At 65.9% G+C, this 21043-nt stretch carries 23 protein-coding genes, 6 tRNA genes, 1 pseudogene and 1 riboswitch; of the genes and pseudogenes, 21 read left to right on the forward strand and 9 right to left on the reverse strand.

Features of this window, described 5'->3' with window-relative positions:
* Positions 1 to 8: 8 nt before the first annotated feature.
* A complete protein-coding gene (locus V9L18_RS14320) occupies positions 9 to 920 on the reverse strand; it encodes a sulfurtransferase (protein ID WP_337347831.1) in 912 nt (303 codons plus the stop codon).
* A gap of 220 nt (positions 921 to 1140) precedes the next feature.
* On the opposite strand from V9L18_RS14320, the gene zapE reads away from it, so the two are divergent.
* Positions 1141 to 2178, forward strand: coding sequence for a cell division protein ZapE (gene zapE / locus V9L18_RS14325; protein WP_337347862.1), 1038 nt, complete (start codon positions 1141 to 1143; stop codon positions 2176 to 2178).
* Here zapE and V9L18_RS14330 read toward each other — a convergent pair.
* From V9L18_RS14330 to V9L18_RS14360, 7 genes are all read right to left on the reverse strand, one after another.
* Entirely contained in the window at positions 2175 to 3404 is a 1230-nt protein-coding gene (locus tag V9L18_RS14330; protein WP_337347832.1) for a benzoate/H(+) symporter BenE family transporter, read from the reverse strand. The genes zapE and V9L18_RS14330 overlap by 4 nt on opposite strands.
* A gap of 131 nt (positions 3405 to 3535) precedes the next feature.
* Positions 3536 to 3808 (reverse strand): antitoxin, encoded by a 273-nt coding sequence (locus tag V9L18_RS14335; protein ID WP_337347833.1) that lies wholly within the window; start codon positions 3806 to 3808, stop codon positions 3536 to 3538.
* A gap of 176 nt (positions 3809 to 3984) precedes the next feature.
* Positions 3985 to 4056, reverse strand: a tRNA-Val gene (locus tag V9L18_RS14340).
* 46 nt (positions 4057 to 4102) lie between these two features.
* Positions 4103 to 4175: transfer RNA gene (locus tag V9L18_RS14345), tRNA-Gly, on the reverse strand.
* A gap of 56 nt (positions 4176 to 4231) precedes the next feature.
* Positions 4232 to 4306 (reverse strand) — tRNA-Val (locus V9L18_RS14350).
* Positions 4307 to 4346: 40 nt separating this feature from the next.
* Positions 4347 to 4417 (reverse strand) — tRNA-Cys (locus tag V9L18_RS14355).
* 48 nt (positions 4418 to 4465) lie between these two features.
* Positions 4466 to 4538: transfer RNA gene (locus V9L18_RS14360), tRNA-Gly, on the reverse strand.
* A gap of 237 nt (positions 4539 to 4775) precedes the next feature.
* Between V9L18_RS14360 and V9L18_RS14365 the strand changes: the two genes are divergently transcribed.
* The 14 genes from V9L18_RS14365 to hisF all read left to right on the forward strand — a co-directional run bounded on the left by V9L18_RS14365 (position 4776) and on the right by hisF (position 15886).
* Positions 4776 to 4847: transfer RNA gene (locus tag V9L18_RS14365), tRNA-Val, on the forward strand.
* Positions 4848 to 4951: 104 nt separating this feature from the next.
* Positions 4952 to 5809 carry a cytochrome gene (locus V9L18_RS14370; protein ID WP_337347834.1) on the forward strand — a complete coding sequence of 286 codons (858 nt, stop codon included), beginning with the start codon at positions 4952 to 4954 and terminating at the stop codon, positions 5807 to 5809.
* Between the two features lie 64 nt (positions 5810 to 5873).
* Complete coding sequence (gene def, locus V9L18_RS14375; protein WP_337347835.1) at positions 5874 to 6476, forward strand: peptide deformylase; 603 nt, start codon at positions 5874 to 5876, stop codon at positions 6474 to 6476.
* Positions 6473 to 7393, forward strand: a complete 921-nt coding sequence (gene fmt / locus V9L18_RS14380) for a methionyl-tRNA formyltransferase (protein WP_337347836.1) — start codon at positions 6473 to 6475, stop codon at positions 7391 to 7393. Before def ends, fmt begins: the two co-directional genes overlap by 4 nt.
* Complete coding sequence (locus V9L18_RS14385; protein ID WP_337347837.1) at positions 7390 to 8940, forward strand: RsmB/NOP family class I SAM-dependent RNA methyltransferase; 1551 nt, start codon at positions 7390 to 7392, stop codon at positions 8938 to 8940. The genes fmt and V9L18_RS14385 overlap by 4 nt, the downstream gene beginning before the upstream one ends.
* Before the next feature lie 19 nt (positions 8941 to 8959).
* Positions 8960 to 9640, forward strand: coding sequence for a ribulose-phosphate 3-epimerase (gene rpe / locus V9L18_RS14390; protein WP_337347863.1), 681 nt, complete (start codon positions 8960 to 8962; stop codon positions 9638 to 9640).
* A gap of 40 nt (positions 9641 to 9680) precedes the next feature.
* A riboswitch (FMN riboswitch) is annotated at positions 9681 to 9833 on the forward strand.
* A gap of 174 nt (positions 9834 to 10007) precedes the next feature.
* Positions 10008 to 11156: a bifunctional diaminohydroxyphosphoribosylaminopyrimidine deaminase/5-amino-6-(5-phosphoribosylamino)uracil reductase RibD gene (gene ribD / locus V9L18_RS14395; protein ID WP_337347838.1), complete on the forward strand. Its 1149-nt coding sequence runs from the start codon at positions 10008 to 10010 to the stop codon at positions 11154 to 11156.
* Complete coding sequence (locus tag V9L18_RS14400) at positions 11156 to 11791, forward strand: riboflavin synthase (protein ID WP_337347839.1); 636 nt, start codon at positions 11156 to 11158, stop codon at positions 11789 to 11791. The genes ribD and V9L18_RS14400 overlap by 1 nt, the downstream gene beginning before the upstream one ends.
* A complete protein-coding gene (ribB, locus tag V9L18_RS14405) occupies positions 11788 to 12498 on the forward strand; it encodes a 3,4-dihydroxy-2-butanone-4-phosphate synthase (RefSeq protein ID WP_337347840.1) in 711 nt (236 codons plus the stop codon). The genes V9L18_RS14400 and ribB overlap by 4 nt, the downstream gene beginning before the upstream one ends.
* Positions 12495 to 13238 carry a GTP cyclohydrolase II gene (gene ribA, locus V9L18_RS14410; protein ID WP_337347841.1) on the forward strand — a complete coding sequence of 248 codons (744 nt, stop codon included), beginning with the start codon at positions 12495 to 12497 and terminating at the stop codon, positions 13236 to 13238. The genes ribB and ribA overlap by 4 nt, the downstream gene beginning before the upstream one ends.
* An 18-nt stretch (positions 13239 to 13256) precedes the next feature.
* The gene (gene ribH / locus V9L18_RS14415) at positions 13257 to 13742 is read left to right on the forward strand and encodes a 6,7-dimethyl-8-ribityllumazine synthase (protein WP_337347842.1); all 486 of its coding nucleotides are present in this window, start codon (positions 13257 to 13259) and stop codon (positions 13740 to 13742) included.
* A gap of 96 nt (positions 13743 to 13838) precedes the next feature.
* Entirely contained in the window at positions 13839 to 14102 is a 264-nt protein-coding gene (locus V9L18_RS14420; RefSeq protein ID WP_028270786.1) for a phosphoribosyl-ATP diphosphatase, read from the forward strand.
* A 92-nt stretch (positions 14103 to 14194) separates the two neighbouring features.
* A complete protein-coding gene (gene hisG / locus V9L18_RS14425) occupies positions 14195 to 15055 on the forward strand; it encodes an ATP phosphoribosyltransferase (protein WP_337347843.1) in 861 nt (286 codons plus the stop codon).
* A 54-nt stretch (positions 15056 to 15109) separates the two neighbouring features.
* The gene (gene hisF / locus V9L18_RS14430) at positions 15110 to 15886 is read left to right on the forward strand and encodes an imidazole glycerol phosphate synthase subunit HisF (protein ID WP_337347844.1); all 777 of its coding nucleotides are present in this window, start codon (positions 15110 to 15112) and stop codon (positions 15884 to 15886) included.
* A 54-nt stretch (positions 15887 to 15940) separates the two neighbouring features.
* Here the strand turns inward: hisF and V9L18_RS14435 are convergent, their stop codons facing one another.
* Entirely contained in the window at positions 15941 to 16585 is a 645-nt protein-coding gene (locus V9L18_RS14435) for a TIGR03085 family metal-binding protein (RefSeq protein ID WP_337347845.1), read from the reverse strand.
* A 112-nt stretch (positions 16586 to 16697) separates the two neighbouring features.
* Here V9L18_RS14435 and hisI point away from each other — a divergent pair, with 112 nt between their 5' ends.
* From hisI to V9L18_RS14465, 6 genes and pseudogenes are all read left to right on the forward strand, one after another.
* Entirely contained in the window at positions 16698 to 17090 is a 393-nt protein-coding gene (gene hisI / locus V9L18_RS14440; RefSeq protein WP_337347846.1) for a phosphoribosyl-AMP cyclohydrolase, read from the forward strand.
* A gap of 120 nt (positions 17091 to 17210) precedes the next feature.
* Positions 17211 to 18788, forward strand: a complete 1578-nt coding sequence (locus tag V9L18_RS14445) for an anthranilate synthase component I (protein WP_337347847.1) — start codon at positions 17211 to 17213, stop codon at positions 18786 to 18788.
* On the forward strand, positions 18788 to 19423 hold the full coding sequence (locus tag V9L18_RS14450; RefSeq protein WP_337347848.1) for a Trp biosynthesis-associated membrane protein: 636 nt from the start codon (positions 18788 to 18790) through the stop codon (positions 19421 to 19423). Before V9L18_RS14445 ends, V9L18_RS14450 begins: the two co-directional genes overlap by 1 nt.
* Before the next feature lie 71 nt (positions 19424 to 19494).
* The gene (locus tag V9L18_RS14455) at positions 19495 to 19782 is read left to right on the forward strand and encodes an HGxxPAAW family protein (protein ID WP_337347849.1); all 288 of its coding nucleotides are present in this window, start codon (positions 19495 to 19497) and stop codon (positions 19780 to 19782) included.
* The gene (trpC, locus tag V9L18_RS14460) at positions 19782 to 20603 is read left to right on the forward strand and encodes an indole-3-glycerol phosphate synthase TrpC (protein ID WP_337347850.1); all 822 of its coding nucleotides are present in this window, start codon (positions 19782 to 19784) and stop codon (positions 20601 to 20603) included. Before V9L18_RS14455 ends, trpC begins: the two co-directional genes overlap by 1 nt.
* Positions 20604 to 20696: 93 nt before the next feature.
* Positions 20697 to 21043, forward strand: a pseudogene (locus V9L18_RS14465) (tryptophan synthase subunit beta); the annotation flags it as partial.

Below are 21043 nucleotides of genomic sequence, written 5' to 3' on the forward strand. Positions count from 1 at the left end.
ACTCCAGCTTACGCCGGGACGGAGCCGCGCTCCGCACCCTTGACGATGGGAACGCGGACGGCGTTGCCCCATTCGGTCCACGAGCCGTCGTAGTTGCGGACGGTGTCGAAGCCCAGCAGGTACTTCAGGGCGAACCAGGTGTGGCTGGAACGTTCGCCGATCCGGCAGTAGGCCACAACGTCGTCGCCCTCGGTGAGGCCAGCCTCGCCGAGATACAGGGCTTCGAGCTCATCGCGGCTGCGGTATGTCCCGTCCGCTGCGGCTGCGCGCGCCCAGGGAATGGAGGCCGCAGTGGGGATGTGGCCTCCACGGAGTGCGCCCTCCTCAGGGTAGGCAGGCATGTGCGTGCGCTGTCCGGTGTATTCCTCGGGGGAGCGGACGTCGATCAGCGGCTTGCCGAGGTGTGCCAGCACGTCCTCTTTGAAGGCGCGGATGGGGGCGTCGTTGCGCTCCACCACCGGGTAGTCGCCCGGTGCCGGTGTGGCAGTCTCGGTGGTCAGGTCCCGGCCTTCGGCGATCCACTTGTCGCGGCCGCCGTCCAGCAGGCGGACGTCCTCGTGACCGAACAGGGTGAAGACCCACAGGGCGTAGGCGGCCCACCAGTTGGACTTGTCGCCGTAAATCACTACGGTGCTGCCACGGGAGATGCCCTTGGACGAGGCCAGGGCGGCAAAGGCCTTGCCGTCAACGTAGTCGCGGGTCACTTCGTCGTTGAGGTCGGTGTGCCAGTCGATCTTGACTGCTCCGGGGATGTGGCCGGTCTCATAGAGCAGGACGTCCTCATCGGACTCCACAACCACCAGCTTTCCATCGGCCACAGCGCCGCTTTCCAGGGCGGCGGCGAGCCACTCGGTGGAAACCAGGCGCTCAGGGCGGGCATAGGCTGCGAACTTCTCGTTCTGTTCAACTGGGTAGGACAAGGTGATGGCCTTTCATTCAAACGTACGGCGGACCTGCTGGAGGATGCTGGGAACCTGGGTTCAACACTAGCCACGGCGGCACACGAAATCCGCTGTTCCGTTAATAGAGGGAAATATGGGCTTCGTCACGCTCCGTGGCTGGCCCGTGCCCGGGGCGGGGAAGGCGTGCTGCATTGCCGGTATCCTTTCTGGGGACAACCCACCAGCAGAACGGACCACCTTGGTACAGATCGAACAGCTTGCCGCCCGCACTCCGGCAGTTTCGGTGGATGAGCTCCTTAAGGGCTTTTATCCTTCACCGCGGTTCGGCCAGGTCTCCTTCGCAAGTTACCGCCCGGACCCCAAGCAGCCGAGCCAGTCCCATGCAGTCCGGGAATTGGAAGGGTTTGCGCAGGGTGTGGGCGCAGGGAACGGTGGCGGCCTTTTCAAGAAGCTTTTTGCCAAGAAGGACACGTCCCGGGCCGGTATCTACCTCGACGGCGGCTTTGGTGTGGGCAAGACCCACTTGCTGGCATCTTTGTGGCACGCCGCGCCGGGACCTAAGGCTTTTGGCACGTTCGTGGAATACACCAACCTCGTGGGGGCGCTTTCCTTCCGCAAAACGGTGGAGGCGCTCAGCCACTACAAGCTGGTGTGCATCGACGAGTTTGAGCTCGATGATCCGGGCGACACCGTCCTGATGTCCCGGCTGATGCGTGAACTGGCCGACGCCGGCGTCAAGCTGGCTGCAACCTCCAACACCCTGCCGGGCTCGCTGGGTGACGGCCGCTTCGCCGCCGTCGACTTCCAGCGTGAGATCCAGGTTCTGGCGGATCAGTTTGAGGTCATCCGGATCGACGGCGAGGACTTCCGCCACCGGGGCCTGCCCACGCCGCCAGCGCCGCTCAAGAACAGCGAGCTATCCGCCCAGATGAAGGCCGAGTTCGACGGCAAGACCGTGGCGCAGGACGAATTCAGCACGCTGATCGGACACCTTGCCGGCGTGCATCCCAGCCGCTACCGGCAGCTCATCGAAGGCATCGACGGCGTGGTGTGGCGTAACGTCGAAACCATCACCGAGCAAGCCGTTGCCCTGCGGTTCGTAGTACTGGCAGACCGGCTGTATGACAAGGACGTGCCGATCCTGGCCAGCGGGGTTCCCTTTGACAAGCTGTTCACCGACGAGATGATGCACGGCGGGTACACCAAGAAGTACTACCGCGCTGTCTCCCGCCTGACTGCCCTTGCCCGGGAGGGCCAGAACCACGAACCGTCCTAAGGCTGGGGCACGCCCTGCCGCCCACGGTTCTTCAGAAGTGAACGTACCAGCAGGCCGGCTGCCAGTGCCCAGAAAGCGGCGCCGATGCCCGCGAAGCTGAGGCCGGACGCTGCAACCAGGAACGTGATGGACGCCGCGATCCGTTCCTCCGCCACTGCCAGCGCGGAGGACACCGAAACCGCCAGCGTCCCGATCAGGGCCAGCCCGGCAACAGCCTCCAGCAGGCCCGGGGGAGCGGCGCTCACCACCGTGACCAGGGCTGCAGAAAACAGGGCCAGGACTACATAGGCCAGGCCCGACGTGAAAGCAGCGATCCAGCGGCGGCTCGTGTCTTCGCCCGCTTCCTTACCTGCGGCCAGCGCAGCGCTGAGGGCGGCCAGGTTCATCGCGTGGCCGCCGAAGGGTGCACTGAGCATGGTTCCGGCGCCGGTCACCAGCATGGACGGCGCCCACGGTGTGGCGTAGCCGAAGGACTTCAATACAGCGACGCCAGGGATGTTCTGCGATGCCATGGTCACGATGAAAAGCGGCAGTGCGATGCCGGCGACGGCCTGCAGGCTGAAAGACGGCATGGTCCAGACGGGCGCTGGCAGGAATCCGCCCTCGAGGTTTCCCGCGCCTCCGGTTGCCAGGTGGACGGCAATCACCGCCAGGGCAACCGCGAGTGAGGCGGGCACGGACCATCGCGGTGCGAACCTCATCATCAGCAGCCAACAGATGATGACGGGAGCGACTTGAAGGGGGTTGGTTCCCAGGGCAGAGAAGGGCGCCAGGCACAGCGACAGCAGTACGCCCGCCAGCATGGCTTGCGCCAGGGACGTGGGGATGCCCGCCAGCAGCCTGCCCAGTGCCGGGATCAGCCCGGTGAGGCAGATGAGTACGCCGGTCACCAGGAAGGCTCCGACGGCGGCCGGCCAGCCGCCGTCGACCGTTCCGGCTCCCGCTAAAAGGGCAGCTCCCGGCGTGGACCACGCGAGCGTCACTGGAACCTTTGAACGCCAGGATAGCCAGAGTACGCCGACGCCGAAAATGAGGGTGAGTGCCAGCAGGCCGGATGCTGCCTGGGCAGGACTGGCGCCCACGGCGCGGAGCCCGGCAAGGACCACGGCGAAGGACGACGTGAACCCTACCAGTGCCGTCACGATGCCCGCCACGATCGGCTGCGAAAGGGGGCGGGACCGGCCGGTGGCAGCGTCCGGGATGATGGCTGGTGCGGGCTTTGGCATATCTGGCAGGTTACCGGCTCGTGCGCGGATGGCCGAAAAGCTGTGCTTAAACGCCAAAGGCGCGGGTGCCGCCTCCCGGCGGGACCCGCGCCCCCTTGACGTGCTAGGGCAAAGCCCTGGCCAAATCCTTTTTACGGAGCCTTGTCGACCGGCGGAACCGGCGGAACCGGCGGAACCGGGTTGACCGGAGGGACCTGCTCGCTGGCAGGTGCCTGGCCGGGCGTTCCGTTCTTGTCAACGAGCTTGGAAGCGCCATCCTGGATCTTGTCGACGTGACCTGCGTACTTGCCGCCGGTCTTGGTGTCGACGAAATCGCCGGCCTTGTTGATGCCGTCCTTGATGGCCTGCTCGTTGCCATGGATAAGACCTTTAGCCTTGCCCTTAAGATCGTCAATCAGTCCCACGAGCACCTCCCTTCAATCGCGGAGCCAGTTCGCTCCTCCGCAACCGATCCTAGCCCTGTCTCCTGGAGGTGCCAAGGTGCTGTGACAAAACCTGTAAAGTCGCGGCGGACCGGTGGCGACGCAAATCCGAAGAATCCGGGCAACAAAAAAGCAGCTCCGGCGGGGAGCTGCTGCTGTGGGCGATACTGGGATCGAACCAGTGACCTCTTCCGTGTCAGGGAAGCGCGCTACCGCTGCGCCAATCGCCCGGAACCGGAAGACCGGTTTATTGGGATGTTTTCTTGTAAAGAAGAGAGCGGACGACGAGATTCGAACTCGCGACATCCACCTTGGCAAGGTGGTGCTCTACCAGCTGAGCTACGTCCGCGTATGAAGTACGTTCCGGCCGGGCCGTGCGTACTGCATGAAGCAAGTTTCCTTGCTTGGTGGGCGATACTGGGATCGAACCAGTGACCTCTTCCGTGTCAGGGAAGCGCGCTACCGCTGCGCCAATCGCCCATTGCCATCCGGGATTAACCGGAAACCATGGTTTTCACCGAGGTGGGTACGGGATTCGAACCCGTGTATACGGCTTTGCAGGCCGCTGCCTCGCCTCTCGGCCAACCCACCGTGTAAGCGCCGGATCAAAAAGAGCCATTGCCGTGACAGTGTCCTGCGAGCGGACGACGAGATTCGAACTCGCGACATCCACCTTGGCAAGGTGGTGCTCTACCAGCTGAGCTACGTCCGCATTGTTAGCGTGATTCCGTGCCGTTTGGGCATTTCCTCGCGTTCCAACGAGTAAGAACTCTATAGGAGGTTCAGGGATTCTCCAAATCGGCGGCCGCGGACAGTGAGGTGATGCCCCTGGATCCGCGGAATCTAGGGGGATTCGGGAATTACAGGCCTGTAATTAGCAGGGTGCGCGCAGACCCTTGTTGCCCGATTTCCGAATCGGCGCAGGGTGGGCTAGCATTCAAATGCATCGGGGCGATTGGCGCAGTGGTAGCGCGCTTCGTTCACACCGAAGAGGTCACTGGTTCGAACCCAGTATCGCCCACCGATAACAAGGTCCGTTTCCGCTCCTTCGAGCGGAAGCGGACCTTTTTTATGTCCGGCTACTGTGCCTGCCATTCTGTCAGCCCCTTGTGAAAGAGTCTTTGTATGACTGATCCGCTTCTTGCCCATGCCACCGAATATGGCCGCATGTACGCGCGCTCCACGTCGGAGCCGTTCACTGTCCCGTCCATCACCACGGTGATCGGTCAACAGCCACACGGGCTGGACGGCTGGTTTGGGTACATGGGCGCCAACAGCTTGGCGAAGGATCCGTTGCTGGCTGACTGCCTCGGGAGTCCGGCGAAGATCCGCCAGGCGGTTAACCGGGCAGCGAAGGCCGCCGAAACGTACCGTGATGAGGCCGCCAAGCGCGGAGACCGCGTCCACAACTACTGCGAACAGGTGGCCCTCCGTGCCCTTGGCCGGCCGCACGCCATGAAGGAAACCCGGGAGGCGCTGGCCGCCAACGGGGAGGAAGCCTTCGCCGTGCGGTTCGACGAATGGTGGGAGCTGTACCGGGTGGAGCCCATTGCTCCAGAAATCACCATCTGGAACAAATCAGTCGGTTACGCGGGCACCCTGGACCTGGTGGCGAAGATTAACGGCAGGACCTGCGTGATCGACTACAAAACAAAGGGCACCACCCGGGACGGCACGGTCAAGCCCCTCGACGACAAAGTGGTCATGCAGCTCGTGGCTGGGATGAAGGCCGAGGAAAGCCTGGTGGATCCAGTCACCGGCGAATGGGAGGCCTGGAAATATGGCGAAGACCCCGTCCTCCTGGCAGTGGCCATCGGTGAAACCGAAGTCCGCCCGGTGCGGGCCAACCCTGAGGTCCTGAAACACCACTGGTGGAAGTTTTGCGCGCTGCGCCGTGTCTGGGAACTCTCCTCAGACACCATCAGTGCTGGAACAGCCTTGCTCCCCATCGCGCCGCCGCCTGTCCCGGCACGGACGGCATAGCCTCCTGCGCACCGCCTAAACTGGATTGGTTCCCCAATCCGCCAACCGTGAGGAAAGACAGCACATGGCCATTCTGAATATCCGCATCATCGGCGATCCTGTGCTCCGCACAGTGGCCGATCCCGTGACGGAGTTCGGGCCGGAGCTGGCCAAGCTGGTGGCAGACATGACCGAAACCATGGAGGACGTCGAGGGCGCCGGGCTGGCGGCGCCGCAGATCGGCGTCAGCCAGCGGGTCTTTACCTACCGCGTCGGCGGGGTGGACGGCCACATCATCAACCCCGTCCTGGAAAACAGTGACGATTACCAGCCGGACCAGGTGGAAGGTTGCCTGTCCATCCCCGGCCTGGGGTTCCCGGTCCGGCGTTTCCGGGCCACCAAGGTCACCGGCGTCGACCTCCACGGCAATCCCGTCACCGTCGAGGGGGAAGGCATGCTGGCCCGCTGCTTCCAGCATGAGACCGACCACCTGGACGGCATCCTCTATACGGACAGGCTGGAGGGTGAGGACCGGAAAAAGGCCCTGCGCTCTATCCGCAACGCCAACTACGAAGCTATTACAGAGCGCACGACGGCGAAGCGGGCTAAAACGGTCGGCTCCAGTTTCGGCGGTGGCAGCTTTGGCGGCACAGGCTTTGGTGCCACGGCATCCGGTGCGGCTGAATGAGGGTACTTTTCGCCGGCACTCCCGCGGTTGCGGTGCCGTCGCTGGATGCCCTCGTCAAGGCAGGCTTTGACATCGTTGCAGTGCTAACCCGCCCGGACGCGCCGGTGGGACGCAAACGCGTGCTCACGCCGTCGCCTGTTGCCCGCCGCGCCGCCGAACTTGGCATTGACGTCATTCATGCAGCCAAAGTGGATGCGGATGTGACAGCAAAGATCGCCGCCGTCAGCCCGGACGTCGCAGCCATTGTTGCCTACGGCGGACTGATCCCCCCGGCGGCCCTCGAGGTCCCCCGGCACGGCTGGATCAACCTGCACTTCTCGCTGTTGCCTGCCTGGCGCGGTGCCGCCCCCGTGCAGCGTGCGGTGATCGCAGGGGACGACGTCACGGGCGCGGTGACTTTCCAGCTTGAGCGTGGCCTGGATACCGGGCCCGTGTTCGGGACCCTGACCGAAAGCGTTGGCACGGAGGACACTGCCGGGCAACTGCTGGAGCGGCTGTCGCACAGCGGTGCCGTGCTCCTGGCGCAGACCCTCTCCGCCATTGACGCCGGACGGGCTGCCCCCCAACCGCAGCAGGGCGGCGTTTCACTCGCCCCCAAGCTGACCTTCGACGACGGCCGGCTGGACTGGAACCAGCCGGCCTTGGCTATCGGCCGGCGTGCCCGAGGGGTCACCCCCGAGCCCGGCGCCTGGACAACCCTCGACGGACAGCGGGTCAAGCTGGAGCCAGTCAGGCTCCGGCCGGATGTGGCGGACCTCGCGCCCGGTAGAGCGGTGTTCAGGGACAAGGGCGTTTTGGTGGGCACCGGCTCCCACGCGGTGGAACTCACGCGGATCCAGCCCTCGGGCAAAAAGATGATGGCCGCGGCCGATTGGGCACGCGGCATGGCTTCCCTTGAAAGCGTGGTGTTCGAATGAGTATGTCCGGCGGAACGACAGGCGGCGGCGGCCGGGGCGGCGGCCAAAGAGGCGGCCGTGGTGGCGGCGGAAAACGGGACAGCAGCCAGCGCAACGCCCAGGGCCGCGAACGCAACCGGCCCTCGCAACGGAGCTTCACCGAAAATGCGCCGGCGCAGCGGACCCGCCGGGCAGATCCCGCCCGGCTGGTGGCCTTCGAGGTCCTGCGAGCAGTGGCCGCGGAGGACGCCTACGCCAACCTGGTGCTGCCGTCCCGGATCCGCCACCACGGGCTGGACAAACGCGATGCCGGTTTCGCCACTGAGCTGAGCTATGGCGCCCTCCGCGGACAGGGCACGTACGACGCCGTCCTTGCCCGCTGCGTCGATAGGCCGCTGGACCAACTGGATCCCGCCATCCTCGATGCCCTGCGGATCGGCACCCACCAGTTGCTCGCTATGCGCGTGCCAGCCCACGCTGCACTGGACCAGACCGTTGGCCTGGCCCGCGCCGTGATCGGCGCAGGCCCGTCTGCCCTGATCAATGCGGTGCTGCGGAAAGTCACGGCACACACCCTGGACGAATGGCTGGACCTGCTGGTCGCCGGCGAAACCGATGAAACCAAGGTCGCTTCGATCAGGCATGCACACCCCGAATGGATCGTCCGCGCGATGCGCCAGGCCTTGGTGGCACACGGGCGGTCCGCCACCGAAATCAATGAACTGCTGGAAGCGGACAACGCGGCTCCCGTGGTCAACCTGGTGGCCCTGCCCGGGCTGGGGAGCCTCGACGAGGCACTCGAAAACGGAGCCACGCCTGGTGAACTGGTTGAGGGTTCGGCACTTTCCAGCGGCGGCGACCTCGGCAGGCTGGCGTCCGTGCGGGAAGGCACAACCCGAGTCCAGGACGTAGGCTCCCAGCTGGTGGCCCGCGCCTTGGCCGCCGTGGACCTTGAGAACGCCGCCAGCCCGGAATCCTGGCTCGACCTTTGCGCCGGGCCCGGCGGAAAAGCCGCGCTCCTGGCCGCCCTGGCCAATGCCCGGGATGCCACGCTCCTTGCGAACGAACCGGCACCGCACCGGGCAAAACTCGTCAGTCAGGCTCTCTCCGCCGTCCCCAGGGACGCTTGGCGCGTCCGTACCGGCGATGGCCGGGATGTCGGCACCGAGCAGGCAGAATCATTTGACCGCGTCCTGGTGGATGTCCCCTGCAGCGGCCTCGGTGCGCTCCGCCGCCGGCCGGAATCCCGGTGGCGCCGCACCCCAAAGGACCTCGCGGACCTGGGACCCCTGCAGCGCGACCTGCTCAAGTCAGCCCTGGCAGCTGTCCGCCCAGGCGGCGTGGTGGCCTACGTGACCTGCTCGCCGCACCCTGCCGAAACCAACGCCGTCGTAACCGACGTGATGCGCAAGCGCGAGGACCTGGAGCTCCTGGACGCCGGGGCGGTGCTCGACAGCGTCAGCCTCACCGGCAACCTCGGCGCCGGGCACGGCCTGACCGCCCAGCTCTGGCCCCACGTCCACAGCACGGACGCCATGTTCCTCGCCCTCATCCGTAAGAAGGCCTGAACTCATGAAAGGTTCCCCGATGACGCAATGCTGCATCAACCCGAGCATCCTCTCCGCCGACTTCGTCAACCTTGAAGCCGAGCTGCACCGCATCGGCAACGCTGACGCAGTCCACGTGGACGTGATGGACAACCACTTCGTTCCCAACCTGACTATCGGGCTGCCGGTGGTGCAGCGGATCCAGGCCGTCAGCCCCGTTCCGCTCGACGCCCACCTCATGATCGCCGACGCCGACCGCTGGGCCCCGGGTTTCGCCGACGCAGGCCTCGCCTCCGTCACTTTCCACGCCGAGGCATCCATCGCTCCCATCAAACTGGCGCGCGAACTGCGGGCCAGGGGCTCCAAGGCAGGTATGGCACTGCGGCCGGGCACGCCGGTGGAGCCCTATCTGGATATGTTGGCCGAACTGGACATGCTGCTCATCATGACCGTTGAGCCCGGCTTCGGCGGACAGGCGTTCCTGGACCTGACGCTCCCCAAGATCCGCCGGGCGAGAGCTGCCATCGACGGCTCAGGGATCGACGTGGCCATCCAGGTGGACGGCGGCATCACCGAGGAAACCATCACCCGTGCAGCCGAAGCGGGAGCCAACGTCTTTGTTGCCGGCTCCGCGGTTTACGGCGCAGAGGACCCTGCAGAGGCGATCGAACGGCTGCGCAAGGCGGGCAGCCAAACGTTACGCGCTGGGTCCCCGGAATAGTCAGCCCACCTTCATGGTTGTGGCAGAATAGCAACACACAATACGTGCTCCGGGGTCGGTGTAAGTCCGAACCGGCGGTGACAGTCCGCGACCCGCGAGCCGGCGCTTTCCCACCAGGGAGGGAACCGGCGGACGGTTGAACCGGTGAAATTCCGGTACCGACAGTTAAAGTCTGGATGAGAGAAGCACGTACAGCTGTATCTGCGGCGTCATTTGATGCCGCAGCGTTCTGCTGTCGTATACCCCCGGAGCCATCGCGGTTCTAGAGGGAAGGAACGACACCACATATGAACCCCTTGCGATGGCTCTTCGACGCCCTGACACCTCATGGCGTGGAATCCAAAGCCACCGGGCCGGCGGTCGCGCCATGACCGCGCCCACAAAGCAGCAACCCCTGGCCTCCGGGGAAGAAGCAGTGACGGCCTTCAGCTCGGCGGAAACGCAAGCCATGGACGCTGCCCTTGAAGCAGCCCTGCGCGGGCCCAGGGGCGCCAACCCCCTGGTGGGAGCCGTCGTCGTTGACGCCGAAGGCCGGCACCTGGCGACGGGCTTCCACCGCGGCGCCGGGACGGCCCACGCCGAGGCCGACGCCATTGCCCAGGCAGCGGCAGCCGGCCTGGACCTGCATGGTGCGACGATGCTGGTCACGCTCGAACCGTGCAACCACGTAGGCCGGACGGGGCCCTGCGCCCAGGCGATCATCGAAGCCGGAATCACGGACGTGATCTACGCCGTGGACGATCCCCACGACCCGGCGGCGGGCGGCGCCACCACGCTCCGGCAGGCGGGCGTCAGGGTGCGCAGCGGCCTGGCCGCGGGGGAGGCCCTCGAACTGAACCGGCAATGGTTCCAGGGTGTTGCCGAAAAGCGGCCGTACGTGACGCTCCACATCGCGCAGACACTCGACAGCCGCATTGCCGCCGAGGACGGGACCAGCCAATGGATCTCCTGCCCCGAATCACTCGCGGACAACCACGGTCTGCGGGGCAGGATCGACGCCATCCTGGTAGGCACCCAGACCGTTCTGATCGACAACCCCCGGCTGACCGCCCGCGACGCGTCCGGCGAGGTTTCCGGCAAGCAGCCCCTGCGCGCCGTGATGGGTCGGCGGGACATTCCGGCGGATGCGGCCATTTGGGGTGCGGACGGCCGGGTGCTGCACCTGCCCACGCGTGATCCCCGTGAAGCGCTCTCGCTGCTGTATGCAGCAGGAATCCGCCACGTCATGGTGGAAGGCGGCTCGCGGATCCTCAGCGCCTTCCTGGCGGCCGGCCTCGTCGACGAGCTGATCGTGTATCTGGCCCCCACGCTGCTGGGTTCAGGCACACCGGCGCTTAACGGGCTCGGCATCACCACTTTGCAGGACGCCCAGCAATGGGACTGGGACCAGTCCGACGGCGGCGCCGTGAGAACCCTGGGCCGGGACCTCCGGCTCCACCTGCGTCCGCACAATACTCAACCTTTGGAACCACAACCGGGCCTTGCGGCCGCGGAACCAGCCTTGGGAGGGCACTGATGTTTACCGGAATAATTGCCGAACAGGGACGGGTCCTCTCCGTTGAAAGGGACGGCGACACCAGTGCAACCGTCAGGCTCCACGCCCCGGCCAGCACCGAAGGGCTCGCCTTGGGCGGCTCGATCGCAGTCAACGGCGTCTGCCTGACCGCTACCTCCATCGACGGCAGGGACTTCAGTGTCGACGTCATGGGCGAAACCCTGATCCGGAGCACCATTGGCGAACTCTCCGCGGGTGACTCCGTGAACCTCGAACGCTGCGTCCCGGCCGGCGGCCGGCTGGACGGCCACGTTGTCCAGGGTCATGTCGACGGCGTCGGGCAGCTTCTGGAGCGGGAGCCCCTGGGCAACTGGGAGCGGCTTCGCTTCGGGGTGCCGGGCAACCTTGCCCGCTACATCGCCGAAAAAGGCTCCATCGCCATCGACGGCGTCTCCCTGACAGTCACAGCCGTCAGCGCGGCAGCTGAACCCGAACCCTGGTTCGAAGTGGGGCTCATCCCCACCACACTTGCGGAAACAGGCCTGGGCGCCAAGTCCACCGGCAGCAGGGTCAACCTCGAAGTCGACGTCCTTGCCAAGTACACCGAACGGCTGCTGGCCTTCAGCACCAGCGCAGCCACTGGAGGAAACCTATGAACGGCACTGCACACCTCGAGCCGGTAACCGCCGCAGCACCAGGCCTTGACCCGGTGGAAGACGCCGTTCGTGCCTTGGCGGCCGGCCGGCCGGTGCTGGTGGTCGACAACGAGGACCGCGAAAACGAAGGCGACATCATCTTCGCTGCCCAGCACGCCACCCCCGCACTGATGGGCTGGACCATCCGGTACAGCTCCGGCGTCATCTGCGTCCCGCTGTCCGGGGAACGTGCCGACGCCCTGAAGCTGCCGCCGATGGTCACGGTAAACGAAGATGCGAAGGGCACGGCCTACACGGTGTCCTGCGACGCCGCGGTGGGCGTCAGCACCGGCATCTCGGCGACGGACCGGGCCCTGACTGCCCGTATCCTTGCGGACCCCGGCGCCGGCCCGGCCTCTGTGACCCGGCCCGGGCATATATTCCCGCTGCGCGCAGTTGAAGGTGGAGTGCGTGAGCGCCCCGGCCATACCGAAGCGGCCGTGGACCTGTGCCGTCTCGCCGGCCTGGAACCCGTGGGTGTGATCGCCGAAGTAGTGTATGACGACGGTGAAATGATGAGGCTGGACGGGCTCCGTACCTTTGCTGCCGAACATGGTTGCCCGCTGATCTCGATCGAGGATCTGGTGGCCTACCTTGAAGCAGGTGGCACGGCGGCCCCCAGCGGCACCCGGGCAGGACGCCCGGGCGAAGAAGAGGAGAAACGATGACGGCGTCCGGGGCTACGGGCAACAGCCACCACAGCAGCCAGCGCGCGCAGGCGGGTAACGGAAAAGTCCACCATCCGGTCAGCGGCGGGCCCATCGTGCAGCTGCCGACGGCGTTCGGCGACTTCATCGCCCAAGCCTGGACCGATCTCGTCACCGGCGCCGAACACCTCGCAGTGAGTTCCCCCAACCCGCCCATGGACGGCAAGGCTCCCTTGGTCCGGCTCCATTCAGAGTGCCTCACCGGTGACATCTTTGGGTCCTACCGTTGCGACTGCGGCGAGCAGCTGGCCTACGCCCTGGAAATGATTCACGCATACGGCGGCACCCTGCTGTACCTGCGCGGACAGGAAGGCCGGGGGATCGGGCTGGCCAACAAGATCAAGGCGTACGCCCTCCAGGAGGCAGGCTTCGACACCGTGGAAGCCAACGAGCAACTGGGGCTGCCAGTGGATGCGCGTTCCTACAGCGCGGCCGCACAGGTCCTGGCGGAGATGGGCCTGCATGAGGTCCGGCTCCTGAGCAACAATCCGGACAAGCTGAACAGGCTCGCCAAGGCGGGCGTGAAGGTAGTGGAGATGGTTCCCACCGAGGTGCCATCGCGCGACCAGAACATCCGCTATCTGCAAACCAAGAAGGACCGCATGGAGCACCGGCTCACGCTGGACACCCATGTGGTGGCGGTGCCCGGCGCCGCCGCCGAATCTTTCCAGACCGAAACTTTCCAGCACGAACAAGACTGAACGGAACCCAACAGACACATGAGTGGCCACGGCGCACCCGAAATCGACCTCACTACCCTCAACCCGGCGGAAACCTCGCAGCTCAGGCTGGCCATCGTTGCCGCCAGCTGGCACACCCAGATCATGGACGGGCTCCTGGACGGTGCGCTCCGCGCCGCCAAGGACGCCGGAATCGGCGAACCCACCGTCCTGCGCGTGCCCGGCAGCTTCGAGCTCCCGGTCGCTGCCGCGCGGCTGGCACCGCACTTCGACGCCGTGGTGGCCCTCGGCGTCGTGATCCGGGGCGGCACGCCGCACTTCGAATACGTCTGCCAGGCGGCGACGTCGGGCCTGACCGACGTCAGTGTCGCCACCGGCGTGCCAGTGGGCTTCGGCGTCCTGACCTGCGATACCGAACAGCAGGGCCTCGACCGTGCCGGGCTGCCTGGATCCAGCGAGGACAAAGGCCACGAGGCCGTCACCGCGGCCCTCGCCACCGCCGTCGTGCTCAAGCAGTACAAGTAACACGGTGACGGGTGCGGTGTGTCTTCACTCACACCGCGCCCGTCATGCAACGGCTCAGCAGGCGCCCTCCGGCCCGCAGCAAGTAGGCTGTAGGGCGTGAAGAATTTCGAGACGCTGTTCGCTGAACTGAGTGAGAAGGCAGCCACCCGCCCGGCAGGCTCCCGCACCGTCGCTGAATTGGAGTCCGGAGTCCACGGCATTGGCAAGAAAGTCGTGGAGGAAGCAGCCGAAGTGTGGATGGCTGCCGAGTACGAATCCGATGAAGCCGCGGCCGAGGAAATCTCCCAGCTGCTCTACCACCTGCAGGTTCTGATGCTCGCCAAAGGCCTGACCCTGGAAGACGTCTACAAGCATCTGTAGCCACTGCAGCACCGTCCGGCCACCCCGGCCGGCCCGTGCCTTGCGTGGCCCGTTGCCTGATTCCTAGACTTCCCCAAACAAGAAAGACCCCCATGCTGCGAGTAGCCGTCCCCAACAAAGGCTCCCTGTCCGAAGCCGCCTCCGCCATGCTGTCCGAAGCCGGCTACCGCCAGCGCCGCGACACCCGCGAGCTGGTCATGGTCGACCCGGACAACGACATCGAGTTCTTTTTCCTCCGCCCGCGCGACATCGCCGTCTACGTCGGCCAGGGAACGCTCGACGTCGGCATCACCGGCCGCGACCTCCTGCTGGACGCCGAGGTGGAGGCTGAGGAACTGATGCCCCTCGGCTTCGCCGCCTCCACGTTCCGTTTCGCGGGCCCCGTGGGCGACTTCGCCAGCGTCCAGGAGCTCGAAGGCAAGCGCCTGGCCACCAGCTACGACGGCCTGCTCCGCGGCTACCTCGCCGGACTCGGCATCAAGGCCAAGGTAGTCCGCCTCGACGGCGCCGTTGAATCCTCCGTGCGCCTCGGCGTTGCGGACGCCATCGCCGACGTCGTCGAAACCGGCAACACCCTCAAGGCCGCAGGGATGGAGATCTTCGGGGAACCGATCCTCAAGTCCGAGGCCGTGCTGATCAAGCGCACAGAAGAAGGCGGCTCCGCAAACGGCACCGCGAAGGAAATCGAAGTCCTCATCCGCCGCCTCCAGGGTGTCCTGGTGGCGCGCCAGTATGTCCTGATGGACTACGACATCCGCAAGGAACTGGTGGAGCAGGCCGCAGCCCTGACCCCCGGCCTGGAGTCACCCACCGTCTCGCCGCTGCGCGATTCGGAATGGGTGGCGGTCCGTTCGATGGTGCCCAAGAAGGAAACCAACCGGATCATGGACGAGCTCTACGACCTGGGCGCCCGCGCCATCCTGGTCAGCAGCATCCACGCCTGCCGCATCTGAGCTGCCACCAGGCGGTCGAGCTGCCGCATCCACCCGAGAATTCCAGGAGTACCCATGGCTGTAGCTGTACGAGTCATCCCATGCCTCGACGTCGACGCCGGCCGCGTCGTCAAGGGCGTCAACTTTGAAGGTCTCCGCGACGCCGGTGACCCTGTGGAGCTGGCGCACCGCTACGACAATGCGGGCGCCGACGAACTGACCTTCCTGGACGTCACCGCGTCCTCCGGCAACCGCGAAACCACCTTCGACGTCGTCCGTCGCACAGCTGAGGAAGTCTTTATCCCGCTAACAGTCGGCGGCGGCGTCCGCGGCGTGGCCGAGGTGGATAAGCTCCTGCGTTTCGGCGCCGACAAAGCTTCGATCAACACGGCTGCAGTTGCCCGCCCGGACGTCATCGACGAGATCACCCGCCACTTCGGTTCGCAGGTTTTGGTCCTGTCGGTGGACGCCCGCCGCACACGCCCCGGATCCCAGCCCACGGCGTCGGGCTTTGAAGTGACCACCCACGGCGGCCGCACGGGCACGGGCATCGACGCCATTGCCTGGGCGAAGGAGGCCGCAGACCGCGGAGTAGGGGAAATCCTGCTGAACTCCATCGACGCCGACGGCACAAAGGACGGCTTCGACCTGGAGCTGATCCGCCTGGTCCGCGCCGCGGTGAAGGTTCCCATCATCGCTTCGGGAGGTGCCGGGGAGCCCGCGCACTTTGCCCCGGCCGTTGCCGCCGGAGCCGACGCCGTGCTGGCAGCCTCGATCTTCCACTGGGGCCCCGACGACATGATGTCCCAGGTCAAGCAAGCTATCCGCGAGGCAGGCTTCGAAGTCCGCTAATACAACAAGAACGGGGGGCCCCATCAAGGGCCCCGCGTTCATTTGTCATGGTTCTTAGAGGCCCACTTCGGCGGACTGGAGGAGGGCGACGGCGTCGGGCTGACCTTCGAACGTCACCAGTGCATGGCGTGTGCGGCCGTGGGCGTGCATCAGCAGTTCACCGGGCTCTCCGACGATCGCCACCGATACCGGTGCCCGCTTGGCCACGTGGCGCGGCCCGGAAGGCCGGACCAGGACAATGCCGAGGTCCACGCCGCGGTACAAAATGGCGGCGCGCTTGATCAGTTCGTCCCAGAGGGCCTCGGAATACGCTTCGTCGAGTTGCCGGGGGGCCCAGCGGTCCACGGCGCGGCGGATGTCCTCCGTGTGCACGAAGTACTCAATCAGGTTGGAGCTTTCGTCCAGCGCCTTGATGTTCATGGGTGACAGCGCCGGGGGGCCGGCCCGGAAGGTGTTCACCAGGCTGGTGTAATCATCTGCGGTCTTCAGCTTCGCGGCCAGCTTGGCGGTGGCTTTGTCCGAGGCCTTCGACAGGCTTTTGATGATGAGGCCCAGCCCCACGGCCGCCTTGCGTTCGCGAAGGTAAAGATGCGCGGCAAGGTCCCTGGTGCGCCAGCCTTTGCAAAGGGTAGGGGCATCAGGGCCGGCCGCCAGCAGGGTTTCGGCCAGGACTTCTCGGGACGGGTCGACGAAATGCATCACTTGTGAAACTAGCACGACACCGGGGGAGTTGGGCAGCAGAACCGCCACCCCGAATGTGCAGTTGTTCACACTCCGGCCGGGCCTGTGCAAAGGCACTAGACTTGGTCTGATGTCTGAGCAGCCCGCCTCCGCCCCTGCCCCTGGTTCACCCCTGCCCACTGCCGTCGCCGCTGCGCTGAAGCGGGACAGCGCCGGGCTGGTGGCCGCCGTCGTACAGCAGTTCGACACGAATGAGGTGCTGATGCTCGGCTGGATGGACGACGAAGCCCTGCACCGCACGATGACCAGCGGCCGGGTCACGTTCTATTCGCGCTCCCGCCAGGAATATTGGCGCAAAGGCGACACGTCCGGCCACGTCCAGTGGGTCAAGTCCGTTGCCATGGACTGCGACGGCGATGCGCTCCTCGTGCGCGTGGACCAGGTCGGTGCCGCGTGCCACACCGGCACCCGCACCTGCTTCGACGGCAGGGGCCTCGAAGTCCAGACCGGAACGGCCGCCTGACCACCTTCCCGGGAGACAACCCGGGGCGGGAGTCCGGCCAGGATCCCCACATACTTTCGGCAGCATACAACTGACGCCCTCCACCCGGCGTCGAAGAAGAACAGGCGGAAAAGCATAGCCATGCAGGACCTTGGAATCATCAGTCCGGGCCTCGAAGAGTTCCGCGAACTCGCAGGCAGCAGCCGTGTCATTCCCGTCCGCCTCAAGGTTCTGGCGGACGCGGAGACACCCATTGGCCTCTACCGGAAGCTCGCCCAGGGCCAGCCCGGAACGTTCCTGATGGAATCCGCGGCGGTCGGCGGGACCTGGTCCCGCTACTCGTTCATCGGCGCCAGGTCGCGCGCCACGCTCACCACGAAGGACGGGCAGGCCCACTGGCTTGGACAGCCGCCGGTGGGTGTGCCTGTGGACGGCAATCCCGTGGACGCCATCCGCGACACTATCGACGCCCTCCGCACTGACCGGTTTGATGGCCTGCCGCCATTTACGTCGGGCCTGGTGGGCTTCCTGGGCTGGGAAACGGTCCGGCACTGGGAACGGCTGACCAGCCCGCCCGAAGATGACCTGCAGTTGCCCGAAATGGCGCTGAACCTGGTCACGGACATGGCGGTGCACGACAACGTGGACGGCACCGTCCTCCTCATCGCCAATGCGATCAACTTCGACGACAGCTCCGAACGCGTGGACGAGGCCTGGCACGACGCCGTGGCCCGGGTCAAGGCCATGCTGTCGCAGATCAGCACACCCGTGGCCCAGCCTGTTTCCGTCCTGGAGCCCGCCGCCCTGGATTTTGCCTCCAGCGTGCAGGAACGCTGGGACGAAACCGACTACCTCGCAGCCCTGGACCGCGGCAAGGAAGCGATCGTCGACGGCGAAGTCTTCCAGGTGGTGATCTCCCGACGCTTCGAGATGGAGTGCGGCGCCTCGCCCCTGGACGTCTACCGGGTGCTCAGGAACACCAACCCCAGCCCGTACATGTACATCTTCAGCCTTGAGGACGCAGACGGCCGCGAGTACTCGATCGTTGGTTCCTCACCAGAGGCGCTGGTGACCGTGACCGGCGAAGAAGTTATCACCCACCCGATCGCCGGCTCACGCCCCCGTGGCAAGACAGTCGAGGGGGACAAGGCGCTGGCCGAGGAACTGCTCGCCGACCAGAAGGAACGCGCCGAGCACCTCATGCTGGTGGACCTGTCCCGCAACGACCTCTCCAAGGTCTGCGTCGCCGGGACGGTGGACGTCACCCAGTTCATGGAGGTGGAGCGGTTCAGCCACATCATGCACCTCGTCTCCACCGTAGTGGGCAAGCTGTCGCCGAAAGCCAAGGCCTACGACGTCCTGAAAGCCACCTTCCCGGCAGGCACCTTGTCCGGCGCCCCGAAACCGCGGGCACTGCGCCTGCTCGACGAACTGGAACCCCACCGGCGCGGCATCTATGGCGGCGTGGTGGGCTACCTGGACTTCGCCGGTGACATGGACATGGCCATCGCCATCCGCTCGGCGCTGCTCCGCGAAGGACGTGCCTACGTCCAGGCGGGCGGTGGCATTGTGGCGGACTCCGTCAACCCCACCGAAGCGCTGGAAACGGTGAACAAGGCCGCGGCCCCGCTCCGGGCAGTCCACACCGCCGGTTCCCTGCACAACATTTCAGCCGAGACCATTCCCGACGCCGGACCTACCACGCAGGGGGGCGCCTGATGCCGGTTCCGGACGTCGCCGCCGGCAACCCCTCCCAAGCCGCAGGAACTCCGGCCTGGGCCCGGAAGTCCACGCTGGTGCTGCTGGTCGCAGTACTGGCCCTGGCGGTGTTCGGCACCACAACGCAGACCTGGATCTCGGTCACCCTGGACCCGGACCAGGTGGGCCAGGCCGGCAGTGCCCAGGCGGCCCTGCAGGTGCAGGGAAGCAAGGCCGCCACCGCCGTCACGGCACTGGCACTTGTTGCCCTTGCCGGAGGACTGGCTGCGGCCATCGCCGGACGGATCGCGCGGTGGATCATCACGGCGATCATCGTGCTGGCCTCCGCCGGCATCGTCGGGGCGGCAGCCACCGTGCTGGCTGACCCGCTGGCCGCGGCACAGGGCTCCATCGCCGCCGCCACCGGGGTTAGCGGAAGCAGCGCCGAAGTGAGTGTCACCGCATTTCCGGCGATCGCCGTCGTCGTCGGTATCCTGCTGGCGCTCGTCGCCCTGCTGATCGTCCCGGCAGGCCGGCACTGGAAGGCACGCACAAAATACGACGCGCGGGCCACGGGCAGCGGGGCAGCCGCCGCAGGGCCGGTGGACGAGATCGACAGCTGGGACCGGCTTTCACGCGGCGACGACCCCACCTGAGGGCACCCGATAACGGGGTCCCGGCCAAAAAATGGCAGAATGTAAGCAGTATTGATCCTGAGGAGATTCACATGAGCAAAGCACCCGCGTCCGCGTCCAAGTCCGCCACGGAATCCGCTGTCCACCACGGCGTTGACCACAGCCAGGAACTCGGCCACGGCAACAGCCCGGCAGCCTGGACCTGCGTGATCGTGATGCTGGTCGGCGCGCTGGTCTGCTCCATCGCCTTCGTTATCGCAAACACCCCGATCTTCATCGCCGGCGCAGCCGTCATGGTCCTCGGCCTGATCCTGGGTTACGTCATGCGCAAGGCAGGCTACGGCGTCGAAGGCAGCAAGCTGAAGAACTCCGGCCACTGATGGCGACTGTTCTCGATGACATCAACGCCGGTGTCAGGGAGGATATGGAGGCCAGGAAGCGCCTTGTTTCCCTCGCGGAACTGAAGGACCTGGCCTCTGCCGCTGCCCCCGCGCGTGACGCCTGGATGGCCCTCGATGGACCGTCGGCCCTTCGGGACCAGCTGAAGGTCATCGCCGAAATCAAGCGCCGCAGCCCCTCCAAAGGCGACCTGGCCGCGATTGTGGATCCGGCCTCGCTCGCTGCGCAGTACGCCGACGGCGGTGCCGCCGTCATCAGCGTCCTCACCGAACAGCGCCGCTTCAACGGCTCCCTCGCGGATCTGGACGCCGTCCGCGCCCGGGTGGAGGTTCCACTGCTGCGGAAGGACTTCACCCTCGACGAGTACCAGATCTGGGAAGCCCGTGCCCACGGCGCGGACCTGATCCTGCTCATCGTCGCGGCACTTTCGGACAGCCAGCTCCAGGAATACAGCGCGCTCAGCCGGGAACTCGGGATGAACGTGCTGGTTGAGACGCACACGGAAGAGGAAATCGAACGCGCGGTCGCGGCACAGGCGCGCATCATCGGCGTGAACGTTCGCAACCTCAAAACGCTCGACGTCGATCGTTCGCTGTTCGCCTCCCTCGCCGGCATGATTCCGGCCGAGGCCCTGGTCATCGCCGAATCCGGTGTACGTGGCGTCGATGACGTCACCCATTACGCCGCCAGTGGCGCCAACGCCATCCTGGTGGGCGAAGCCTTGGTGAGCGACTCAACCCCGCGTGAGCGGATCGCCGAATTTACCGCGGCAGGCGCCGCAGCCATCGCCGCACGCGCCTAGCAGCGGCGGCCCCATCCCAGCCCGGTTGCCCAGGCGGCCATGGGATGCCGCATGACAACTATTTAGTGAAAAGTGAACAGGATGGTGAGACTGATGGCCGAAGCGCCGACAGCCGGCTCTGACGAAGGCTCGGTGGATGCATTCCTGCAGGGCGGCTCCCTCAAGCACGCCCCGGGACCCTACTTCGGCTCCTACGGAGGCCGGTGGATGCCCGAGTCACTGATCGCGGCCCTGGACGAGCTTGAGGACACGTTCGAAAAAGCCAAGGCTGATCCGGATTTCATCGCCCAGATCGCCGAGCTGAACAAGAATTACTCCGGCCGGCCGTCCCTCCTGACCGAGGCCAAGCGCTTTGCCGAGCACGCCGGGGGAGTGCGGATCTTCCTCAAGCGCGAGGACCTGAACCACACCGGCTCGCACAAGATCAATAACGTCCTGGG

Origin of the sequence: Pseudarthrobacter sp. CCNWLW217 (assembly GCF_037203985.1) — a bacterium.
Taxonomy (GTDB): Bacteria; Actinomycetota; Actinomycetes; order Actinomycetales; family Micrococcaceae; genus Arthrobacter.

Excerpts from the sequence above, each read along its gene's own strand:
- V9L18_RS14385 (WP_337347837.1), top strand. The coding sequence starts at position 7,390 with ATGAGTATGTCCGGCGGAACGACAGGCGGCGGCGGCCGGGGCGGCGGC.
- V9L18_RS14330 (WP_337347832.1), bottom strand. The coding sequence starts at position 3,404 with ATGCCAAAGCCCGCACCAGCCATCATCCCGGACGCTGCCACCGGCCGG.
- ribD (WP_337347838.1), top strand. The coding sequence starts at position 10,008 with ATGACCGCGCCCACAAAGCAGCAACCCCTGGCCTCCGGGGAAGAAGCA.
- trpC (WP_337347850.1), top strand. The coding sequence starts at position 19,782 with ATGGCGACTGTTCTCGATGACATCAACGCCGGTGTCAGGGAGGATATG.
- hisF (WP_337347844.1), top strand. The coding sequence starts at position 15,110 with ATGGCTGTAGCTGTACGAGTCATCCCATGCCTCGACGTCGACGCCGGC.
- hisG (WP_337347843.1), top strand. The coding sequence starts at position 14,195 with ATGCTGCGAGTAGCCGTCCCCAACAAAGGCTCCCTGTCCGAAGCCGCC.
- hisI (WP_337347846.1), top strand. The coding sequence starts at position 16,698 with ATGTCTGAGCAGCCCGCCTCCGCCCCTGCCCCTGGTTCACCCCTGCCC.
- V9L18_RS14435 (WP_337347845.1), bottom strand. The coding sequence starts at position 16,585 with ATGCATTTCGTCGACCCGTCCCGAGAAGTCCTGGCCGAAACCCTGCTG.
- ribA (WP_337347841.1), top strand. The coding sequence starts at position 12,495 with ATGACGGCGTCCGGGGCTACGGGCAACAGCCACCACAGCAGCCAGCGC.
- V9L18_RS14370 (WP_337347834.1), top strand. The coding sequence starts at position 4,952 with ATGACTGATCCGCTTCTTGCCCATGCCACCGAATATGGCCGCATGTAC.
- def (WP_337347835.1), top strand. The coding sequence starts at position 5,874 with ATGGCCATTCTGAATATCCGCATCATCGGCGATCCTGTGCTCCGCACA.
- V9L18_RS14455 (WP_337347849.1), top strand. The coding sequence starts at position 19,495 with ATGAGCAAAGCACCCGCGTCCGCGTCCAAGTCCGCCACGGAATCCGCT.
- fmt (WP_337347836.1), top strand. The coding sequence starts at position 6,473 with ATGAGGGTACTTTTCGCCGGCACTCCCGCGGTTGCGGTGCCGTCGCTG.
- rpe (WP_337347863.1), top strand. The coding sequence starts at position 8,960 with ATGACGCAATGCTGCATCAACCCGAGCATCCTCTCCGCCGACTTCGTC.
- ribH (WP_337347842.1), top strand. The coding sequence starts at position 13,257 with ATGAGTGGCCACGGCGCACCCGAAATCGACCTCACTACCCTCAACCCG.
- ribB (WP_337347840.1), top strand. The coding sequence starts at position 11,788 with ATGAACGGCACTGCACACCTCGAGCCGGTAACCGCCGCAGCACCAGGC.
- V9L18_RS14450 (WP_337347848.1), top strand. The coding sequence starts at position 18,788 with ATGCCGGTTCCGGACGTCGCCGCCGGCAACCCCTCCCAAGCCGCAGGA.
- V9L18_RS14400 (WP_337347839.1), top strand. The coding sequence starts at position 11,156 with ATGTTTACCGGAATAATTGCCGAACAGGGACGGGTCCTCTCCGTTGAA.
- V9L18_RS14445 (WP_337347847.1), top strand. The coding sequence starts at position 17,211 with ATGCAGGACCTTGGAATCATCAGTCCGGGCCTCGAAGAGTTCCGCGAA.